Consider the following 9,139-nt stretch of genomic DNA (forward strand, 5'->3'; position numbering starts at 1 on the left):
TCGCGCACGTCCTAACGTGGCAGAGCCAGCGGCCACGTCCTGATTTTTCCTTTGGCCCGGCATCATCCGCGACAGCGCAGTGCGAGCGCAGCGACGCACTCCGTGCCCGAGCACCCGACCTACGATACTGAGTGCGCGCAGCGCAGCCGTAGGCGTCCGACCGACGACTTGGTTAGCAGGCTGCCAACGGCCTAAAGTCGGGTTCGTCCAATAGTCCCTGGACGCAAGGCACATCCCGGGAGCGTAGCAGGGTCGAACCACCTACCCCATCGACCGGAAATCACCACCGCCCGACCCACCAACACCGTGGAATTGGTGGCCAGCCGCCTGAGGCGACGCGTTTTTTGGTTACTTTTTGTCGCTCGGACAAAAAGTGACCCGCCCAGCAGGGCGGAACCAGGCCGTCAAACCTACGACAACATCAAACCCGACCGACATAACCAAGCCAACGAGCAGCAAGCCCCGCCGGGCTACACCAGCGAAACAGCCCACACCCGCCAAGCGCCCCCCTACTCCAACACCCCCCGATACCGCCCCAGCGCCTCCCGCACAATCTCGAGCAGTCCGCTCCCGTCATCGGCATCCACATGCCCCAGCAAAGCCCGCCGCATCCGCGGTTCCCAAAACCGCTTGATATGCCCGGCAATATCCGAAACAGCCTCCTCGCGATCCGGCATGGCCTCGAAGAAGCTGCCGATCTGGTTGGCCATGGTGATGAGGTTGTCGATCTTCATGCCAGACTCGCTTCGTGCTGCAGACGTTGGGGATGGGCGTAGACCACGTGCGCACCCGCGCGCACGAAGCCGGCCAAAGTGATGTTGGCCTGCTCGGCGAGGCGCACCGCAAGCGCGGTCGGTGCGGATACCGCGGCCAGCACGCCGGCGCCGATGGCGGCGGTCTTCAGTACCATTTCATAGCTCGCGCGGCTGGTTACCAGCACCGCGCCACCGGAAATGTCCTCGCCGCTGCGCGCGAGCGCGCCCGCCAGCTTGTCCAGCGCATTGTGGCGGCCCACGTCCTCGCGCACCAGCGATACATGGCCGTCGGCACGCAGCCATGCAGCGGCGTGAGTAGCCCCGGTGTGTTGCTGCAACGCCTGTCGCAGTTGCAGTTGCACGAAGGCGGCCTGGATCACGTCGGTGTGGAAGCTGGCATCGCTCTGCACCGGCGCAGGCGACCGCATCACCTGCTCCAGCGATTCGGTGCCGCACAGCCCGCAGCCGGTGCGCCCGGCCAGCGAGCGGCGCCGGTCCTTGAGCCGCATGAAGGCTTCCGATGCGATATCGAGCTGCACCGCGATGCCCTGCTCGCGCGTTTCGACCTCGATGTCATAGACGTCGCGCGCACTGGCCACGATGCCTTCGCTCAGGCTGAAGCCGAGTGCGAAGTCCTCCAGGTCTGCCGGCGTGGCCAGCATCACCGCGTGCGAGATGCCGTTGTACACCAGCGCGACCGGCACTTCCTCGGCGACTTCATCGGGGCTCAGCATCAGTTCGCCCCTGCGCCAGCGGCTGACGGCGAAGGTGCTGTGGGTGGCGGGCACGGCGTCTTCCGCCGCGGCGGGCTCGACTTCCGGTGACTGCATGCAGCGCATCATGGCGTGGCCCTCCGCTCAGCCCGCGGCCTGCGCCGGGTCGGCGCTGGCGGCTTCCAGCAGTTGCAGCTGCTGGGTGTTGAACTCCTGGTACTCCCGCTGCCACGCCGACGGCTGCGCCACCGGCAGCACCTGCACCGCGGTGACCTTGTATTCCGGGCAGTTGGTGGCCCAGTCGGAGTTGTCGGTGGTGATCACGTTGGCGCCGGATTCCGGGAAGTGGAAGGTGGTGTAGACCACGCCCGGCTGCATGCGCTCGCTGACGATCGCACGCAGCACGGTATCCCCTGCCCGGCTCTGCACGCCGACCCAGTCGCCGTCCTTGATGCCGCGCTCCTCGGCATCGTGCGGATGGATCTCAAGCCGGTCTTCGGCGTGCCAGTAGACGTTGTCGGTGCGGCGCGTCTGCGCGCCGACGTTGTATTGCGACAGGATGCGGCCGGTGGTCAGGATCAGCGGGAAGGCACGCGTGATCTTCTCGGTGGTCGGCACATACTTGGTGATGATGAACTTGCCCTTGCCGCGCACGAAGGCATCGATATGCATGGTCGGCGTGCCTTCCGGCGCTTCGGCATTGCATGGCCACTGGATGCTGCCCAGTTCCTCCAGGCGCTTGTAGCTGACGCCCGCGAAGGTCGGCGTCAGGCGCGCAATCTCGTCCATGATCTCGGACGGGTGCTTGTAATCCATCGGGTAGCCCAGCGCATTGGCCAGCAGGATGGTCGCTTCCCAGTCGGCATAGCGCGCCTTGGGCGGCATCACCTTGCGCACGCGCGAGATGCGGCGTTCAGCATTGGTGAAGGTGCCGTCCTTCTCCAGGAACGACGATCCCGGCAGGAACACATGCGCGTACTTGGCGGTCTCGTTCAGGAAGATGTCCTGCACCACGATGCATTCCATCGACGACAGCGCCTCGGACACGTGCTGCGTGTTCGGGTCGGACTGGACAATATCCTCGCCCTGGCAGTACAGGCCCTTGAAGCTGCCGGCCAGCGCGGCTTCGAACATGTTCGGGATGCGCAGGCCCGGCTCCGGGCTGATCTCGACGTTCCACGCGGCTTCGAACAGGCCGCGCGTGGTCGAGTCCGACACGTGGCGATAGCCCGGCAGCTCATGCGGGAACGAGCCGATATCGCAGGAACCCTGCACGTTGTTCTGCCCGCGCAGCGGGTTCACGCCCACACCTTCGCGGCCGATATTGCCGGTGGCCATGGCCAGGTTGGCAATGCCCATCACGGTGGTGGAGCCTTGCGCATGCTCGGTCACGCCCAGGCCGTAGTAGATCGCCGCATTGCCGCCGGTGGCGTACAGGCGCGCGGCGCCGCGCAGTTGCTGCGCCGGAATGCCGGTGACGCTTTCCATGGCCTCCGGCGAGTTCTCCGGCAGCGAGACGAAATCGCGCCATTGCTGGAAGGCACGGTCCTCGCAGCGCTCGGCAATGAACGCTTCATTGAGCAGCCCTTCGGTGACGATCACGTGGGCCAGCGAGGTCACCAGCGCCACATTGGTGCCCGGGCGCAGTTGCAGGTGATAGTCGGCGCGGATATGCGGCGAATCGACCAAATCGATGCGGCGCGGATCGACCACGATCAGCGTGGCGCCGGCGCGCAGGCGCTTCTTCATGCGCGAGGCAAAGACCGGGTGGCCGTCGGTCGGGTTGGCACCGATCACCATGATCACGTCCGCCTTCTCCACCGACTTGAAGGTCTGCGTGCCGGCCGATTCGCCCAGGGTCTGCTTCAGGCCGTAGCCGGTCGGCGAATGGCACACGCGCGCGCAGGTGTCGACGTTGTTGTTGCCGAATGCCGCGCGCACCAGCTTCTGCACCAGGTAGCCTTCTTCGTTGGTGCAGCGCGACGACACGATGCCGCCGATGGAATCCTTGCCGTGCTTCGCCTGGATGCGCTTGAACTCCGACGCAGCGTAATCGATCGCTTCTTCCCACGACACTTCGCGCCACGGGTCGGTGATCTTCGCGCGGATCATCGGCTTGAGGATGCGGTCCTTGTGCGTGGCGTAGCCCCAGGCAAAGCGGCCCTTGACGCAGGCGTGGCCTTCGTTGGCCTTGCCGTCCTTGTACGGCACCATGCGCACCACTTCATTGCCCTTCATCTCGGCCTTGAACGAGCAGCCCACGCCGCAGTAGGCGCAGGTGGTCACGGTGCTGTGCGAGGGCTGGCCCAGCTTGATGACGGAGGTCTCGGTCAGGGTCGCGGTCGGGCAGGCCTGCACGCAGGCGCCGCACGAGACGCAGTCCGATTCCATGAACGACTGGCTGGTGCCGGGCGAGACGCGGGAATCAAAGCCGCGGCCGCTGATGGTCAGCGCAAAGGTGCCCTGCGTTTCCTCGCAGGCGCGCACGCAGCGGTTGCAGACAATGCACTTGGAGGGGTCGTAGGTGAAGTAAGGATTGGACTCGTCCTTCTTCATCTGCGTGTGCGTCGCGATCGGCGCGGCGCTTGAGCCGAGTTCCGGCCCGCCGTCGTTGTAGCGCACTTCACGCAGGCCGACCACGCCGGCCATGTCCTGCAGCTCGCAGTTGCCGTTGGTCGGGCAGGTCAGGCAATCGAGCGGGTGATCGGAGATATACAACTCCATCACGCCGCGGCGCAGGTCGGCCAGCTTGTCGCTCTGAGTCTTGACCTTCATGCCGGCTTCGACCGGCGTGGTGCACGATGCCGGATAACCGCGGCGGCCTTCGATCTCGACCAGGCACAGCCGGCAGGAGCCGAAGGCTTCGAGGCTGTCGGTGGCGCACAGCTTGGGGACGGCGATCTGCGCTTCCATCGCGGCGCGCATCACCGAGGTGCCGGCGGGCACGGTGACGCTGACGCCATCGACCTCCAGGGTGACCAGTTCAGTGGATTCGCTGGCGGGCGTGCCGAAATCGATCTCGTTGCGGGCATTCATGGCGGTTTGTCTCCCGTGTCTCTTGCTGGACCTGTTGCTCAGGCGGCCTTGGCCGGATTGGATGCGAGGCCGAAGTCCTCGGGGAATTCATTCAGCGCGGACAGCACCGGGTACGGCGTCATGCCGCCCATCGCGCACAGCGAGCCATTGAGCATGGTGTCGCACAGGTCGCGCACCAGCGCGACATGCTTGACTGGCTGCTCGCCGGCGATGATGCGGTCCATCACCTCGACACCGCGGGTCGATCCGATCCGGCATGGGGTGCATTTGCCGCACGATTCGATTGCACAAAACTCCATCGCGTAGCGGGCCTGCCTTGCCATGTCGACGGTCTCGTCGAACACCACGATGCCGCCGTGGCCGACCACGCCGCCGAAGGCGGCATAGGCCTCATAGTCCAGCGGCACGTCGAAGCGCGACTCGGGCAGGTAGGCGCCCAGCGGCCCGCCCACCTGCACCGCGCGGATAGCACGGCCGCTGCGCGTGCCGCCGCCGTAGTCGACCAGCAGCTCGCGCAGCGTGACGCCGAACGCCTTCTCCACCAGCCCGCCCTGCTTGATGTTGCCGGCCAGCTGGAACGGCAGCGTGCCGCGCGAACGGCCCATGCCGTAGTCGCGGTAGTACTGCGCGCCGCGCGCCAGGATCACCGGCACGGTGGCGAGCGAAATTACGTTGTTAATCACCGTGGGCTTGCCGAACAGCCCTTTCAGCGCCGGCAGCGGCGGCTTGGCGCGCACCACGCCGCGCCGGCCTTCCAGGCTTTCGAGCAGCGCAGTTTCCTCGCCGCAGACATAGGCGCCGGCGCCCTTGCGCACTTCCAGGTGGAAGCGCCTGCCGCTGCCGCGGATGTCGTCGCCGAGCCAGCCGGCGGCGTTGGCGATGCCGATCGCGCTTTCCAGCACGGCGATCGCGTGCGGGTATTCGGAACGGCAGTAGATATAGCCCTGCTCCGCACCGACCGCGAGGGCGGCGATGGTCATGCCTTCAATCAGCATGAACGGGTCGTCTTCCATCACCATGCGGTCGGAGAACGTGCCCGAGTCGCCTTCGTCGGCATTGCAGACGATGTACTTGACCGCCGACTGCGCGCCCAACACCGTCTTCCACTTGATGCCGGTCGGGAAGGCGGCGCCGCCGCGGCCGCGCAGGCCCGAGTCGGTGACCTCCTGCACGATCTCGGCGGGCTGCATCGACAGCGCGCGCTCCAGGCCGGCGAAGCCCTCATGCGCGCGGTAGTCATCCAGCGACAGCGGGTCAGTGATACCGACGCGCGCGAAGGTCAGGCGCTCCTGCTGCTTCAGGAAGGGGATTTCTTCGGTCAGGCCCTGCGACAGCGCGTGCTGGCCGCCTTGCAGCAGGCCGGCGTCGAACAGCGCCGGCACGTCCGCGGCGCTGACCGGGCCGTAGGCCACGCGGCCGCTTCCGGTCTGCACCTCGACCAGCGGCTCCAGCCAGAACATGCCGCGCGAACCGTTGCGCACGATGCGCACGTGCTCGCCGCGCGCGGCGGCCTCACGCGCGATGGCGCGGGCCACGTCGTCGGCGCCCAGCGCCAGCGCGGTGGAATCGCGCGGCACGAAGATGGTGGTGATCGTGATCATGCCTGTGCCTCCGCCGCTGCCGTGGTCTTTTCCGCGGATGACTCGCGCAGCGAGCGCACCAGCGTGTCGAAGCGCTTCGCGTCGACATAGCCGTGCAGTTGCTCGCCGACCATCACTGCCGGGCCGCAGGCGCACTGGCCCAGGCAATAGACCGGTTCCAGCGTCACTTGCCCGTCCGCGGTGGTTTCATGAAAGCCGCAGCCAAGTGCGCGCTGCGCGTGCGCGGCCAGCGCTTCGGCACCGACCGACTGGCAGGCTTCGGCGCGGCAGACCTGCACCACGTGGCGCCCGGCGGGCTGCTGGCGGAAGTGGTGGTAGAAGGTGATCACGCCGTGCACTTCGGCGCGCGACAGATTCAGCGCTCGGGCAATCACGGGCACGGCGGCGTCGGGGATATACCCCTGTGTGTCCTGGATCTCATGCAGGATCGGCAGCAGGGCGCCCGGCATGTCCTGTCGTGCCGCCACGATGGCAGCGATGCGCGTGGCATCGACCGATGCCGGTGCGTGGGGGGCAATTTCTGGCATAGCGTCTCCTGTGAGGCGTCGCACAGACCGGCAGTGCGGCCTCTTATATGCTATTTTTTTCCTATTTACGGGCATTGGCGTTGCCGTTTTTCCCGTTGGAAGGACTATATGAGAGTGACAGCGCCCCTTCAATAAGCTATTTTCTACATATGATCCGCATTTCGATCCACCCGCACCTGCAGATCCGGGACGACACCAGCCCTGGAGGGGAGGCGCTGGACGTGTCCCGGCTGGTGGCCCTGCTTGGCCATATCGAGGAATCCGGCAGCATCAGCCAGTCGGCACAGGCGGTCTCGCTGTCCTACCGCTACGCCTGGGGCATCCTGCGCGACGCCGAGGCACTGTTCGGCGGCCCGCTGATCGACAAGACACGCGGGCGCGGCAGCGCGCTGACGCCGCTGGCGCAGCAGCTGGTGTGGGCCAGCAAGCGCATCGGCGCGCGGCTGTCGCCGACGCTGGACAGCCTGGCGTCTGAGCTTGAGATCGAGCTGAAGAAGCTGATGGAGCAGCCCGAAGCCACGGCGCGGCTGCATGCCAGCCACGGCTTCGCGGTAGCGGCGCTGCGCGACTTCCTCGACGAACAGCAGGTGCGGCACGACCTGAAGTACTGCGGCAGCGTCGAGGCCGTGGCGGCTCTGGCCGAAGGCGCCTGCGATATCGCCGGCTTCCATGTGCCGGTGGGCGAGTTCGAGCACGGCATGTGGCGGCACTTCACCACCTGGCTCAAGCCCGACACCCACTGCCTGGTGCATCTGGCGGTGCGCAGCCAGGGCCTGTTCGTGCGGCCGGGCAACCCCCTGGGCATCCGCACGCTGGAGGACCTGACCCGGCGCGAGGTGCGCTTCGTCAACCGCCAGGTGGGCTCGGGCACGCGGCTGCTGCTGGATCTGATGCTGGCCGCGCGCGGCATCGACCCGGCGCGCATCGAGGGCTACAGCAATGGCGAGTTCACGCACGCCGCGGTGGCCGCGTATATCGGCAGCGGCATGGCGGATGTGGGCTTTGGCGTGGAAACCGCGGCGCGGCGCTTCGGGCTCGAGTTCGTGCCCGTGATCAAGGAGCGCTACTTCTTTGCGATCGAGCGTGCCAAGCTGCGCAGCGCGGCACTGGCCGGCGCAGTGGACGCGCTCACCAGCGAGGCCTTCCGCCTGCGCGTCAATGCGCTGCCCGGCTATGACGGCACGCTGACCGGCACCGTGCTGACATTGGAAGAAGCCTTTCCGGACTACGGCGCCACGCCGCAGCGCTAGTGCTTGAGCAACGACAAACGGTCAGGATGACCGGCCCATTGCTCATGGCCGGGGATCGGGCCTTTGGCTTTCAACAGCGGCAACCAGTCCGCGCGCCGCGACAGTTCGGCATTGAGCGCGATGAAGTGGCGCTGGTCCTCGGGCAGGTCATGCTCCGAGTAGATGGCACCGACGGGGCACAGCGGTACGCACATCGAGCAGTCGATGCACTGGTCAGGATCGATGGCGAGGAAGTTGGGTCCTTCGTGGAAGCACGACATCGGGCAGACTTCGACGCAATCGGTATGGCGGCACTGGATGCAGGCATCGGTCACGACAAAAGTCATGGGGCAGTTGCGATACGGCGGGTAATGACCGCATCATCGTAAGGTCCCGCCCGCGGCCCCGGGACGGGCCCCATTGTGCGACTTCTTCAAATCCGCTGAAGGTCTTCGCTCGCAGGGACAGTTGTCGACGACGGTCTGCGCAGCCGATCCGGCTGCCCGTCCCGGCGCCGACGATGCGCCTGAAAACAAAAAAGGGCCAGACGGCCCTTTCTTGCGGTGCGGTTGGTCCGCGGATCAGCCAGCGAAGTTCTTGCCGGCGAAGTCCCAGTTCACGACATTCCAGAATGCCTCGACATACTTCGGGCGGGCATTGCGGTAGTCGATGTAGTAAGCGTGTTCCCACACGTCGCAGGTCAGCAGCGGCTTGGCGTCGGTGGTCAGCGGCGTGGCGGCGTTGGAGGTGGACACCAGGTCCAGCGAGCCGTCGGCCTTCTTGACCAGCCAGGCCCAGCCCGAACCGAAGGTGCCGACCGCGGTCTTGGTGAATTCTTCCTTGAACTTGTCGAACGAGCCCCACTTGGCGTTGATGGCATCGGCCAGGGCACCGGTCGGCTGGCCGCCGCCGTTGGGCTTCATCGATTCCCAGTAGAAGGTGTGGTTCCACACCTGGGCGGCGTTGTTGAAGATGCCGCCCGACGACTTCTTGACGATCTCTTCCAGGGTCGAGTTCTCGAACTCGGTGCCCTTGATGAGGTTGTTCAGGTTGGTGACGTAGGTCTGGTGGTGCTTGTCATGATGGAACTCCAGGGTCTCCTTGGAGATGTGCGGAGCCAGGGCATCATGCGCGTACGGGAGCGGGGGGAGCTTGTGTTCCATTGTTCTGTCTCTGTGGGTTGGGGTTGTAGGTCCGGAATTGCCGATTGTAGGGGACTTGCAAGACCCGCGCAAACCACGGGACAAAGCCCCCTGCTCCGATGTTAGTTTGTCCGCG

8 protein-coding genes are annotated in these 9,139 nt (G+C 66.0%); 1 reads left to right on the forward strand and 7 read right to left on the reverse strand.

Annotated features, from left to right (window positions below):
- Positions 1-509: 509 nt before the first annotated feature.
- The 5 genes from ACZ5MJ_RS14935 to ACZ5MJ_RS14955 are packed head-to-tail and all read right to left on the reverse strand — an operon-like array spanning position 510 to position 6,632.
- Positions 510-734, reverse strand: a complete 225-nt coding sequence (locus ACZ5MJ_RS14935; protein ID WP_464220350.1) for a formate dehydrogenase subunit delta — start codon at positions 732-734, stop codon at positions 510-512.
- Positions 731-1,597, reverse strand: a complete 867-nt coding sequence (gene fdhD / locus ACZ5MJ_RS14940) for a formate dehydrogenase accessory sulfurtransferase FdhD (protein ID WP_464220352.1) — start codon at positions 1,595-1,597, stop codon at positions 731-733. Before fdhD ends, ACZ5MJ_RS14935 begins: the two co-directional genes overlap by 4 nt.
- Before the next feature lie 15 nt (positions 1,598-1,612).
- On the reverse strand, positions 1,613-4,504 hold the full coding sequence (gene fdhF, locus ACZ5MJ_RS14945; protein WP_464220354.1) for a formate dehydrogenase subunit alpha: 2,892 nt from the start codon (positions 4,502-4,504) through the stop codon (positions 1,613-1,615).
- A 38-nt stretch (positions 4,505-4,542) separates the two neighbouring features.
- Positions 4,543-6,105, reverse strand: coding sequence for a formate dehydrogenase beta subunit (locus tag ACZ5MJ_RS14950; protein ID WP_464220356.1), 1,563 nt, complete (start codon positions 6,103-6,105; stop codon positions 4,543-4,545).
- Positions 6,102-6,632 carry a formate dehydrogenase subunit gamma gene (locus ACZ5MJ_RS14955; RefSeq protein WP_464220358.1) on the reverse strand — a complete coding sequence of 177 codons (531 nt, stop codon included), beginning with the start codon at positions 6,630-6,632 and terminating at the stop codon, positions 6,102-6,104. Before ACZ5MJ_RS14955 ends, ACZ5MJ_RS14950 begins: the two co-directional genes overlap by 4 nt.
- 149 nt (positions 6,633-6,781) lie before the next feature.
- On the opposite strand from ACZ5MJ_RS14955, the gene ACZ5MJ_RS14960 reads away from it, so the two are divergent.
- Complete coding sequence (locus ACZ5MJ_RS14960; RefSeq protein ID WP_464220360.1) at positions 6,782-7,882, forward strand: substrate-binding domain-containing protein; 1,101 nt, start codon at positions 6,782-6,784, stop codon at positions 7,880-7,882.
- On the opposite strand, the gene fdxA is transcribed toward ACZ5MJ_RS14960, so the two are convergent.
- Together fdxA and sodB are read right to left on the reverse strand one after the other, a co-directional pair.
- Complete coding sequence (gene fdxA / locus ACZ5MJ_RS14965; protein ID WP_464220362.1) at positions 7,879-8,208, reverse strand: ferredoxin FdxA; 330 nt, start codon at positions 8,206-8,208, stop codon at positions 7,879-7,881. The genes ACZ5MJ_RS14960 and fdxA overlap by 4 nt on opposite strands.
- 234 nt (positions 8,209-8,442) lie before the next feature.
- Positions 8,443-9,024, reverse strand: a complete 582-nt coding sequence (gene sodB, locus ACZ5MJ_RS14970; RefSeq protein WP_078195403.1) for a superoxide dismutase [Fe] — start codon at positions 9,022-9,024, stop codon at positions 8,443-8,445.
- Positions 9,025-9,139 lie beyond the last annotated feature (115 nt).

The sequence above is a fragment of the Cupriavidus sp. LA-1 genome (assembly GCF_055385985.1).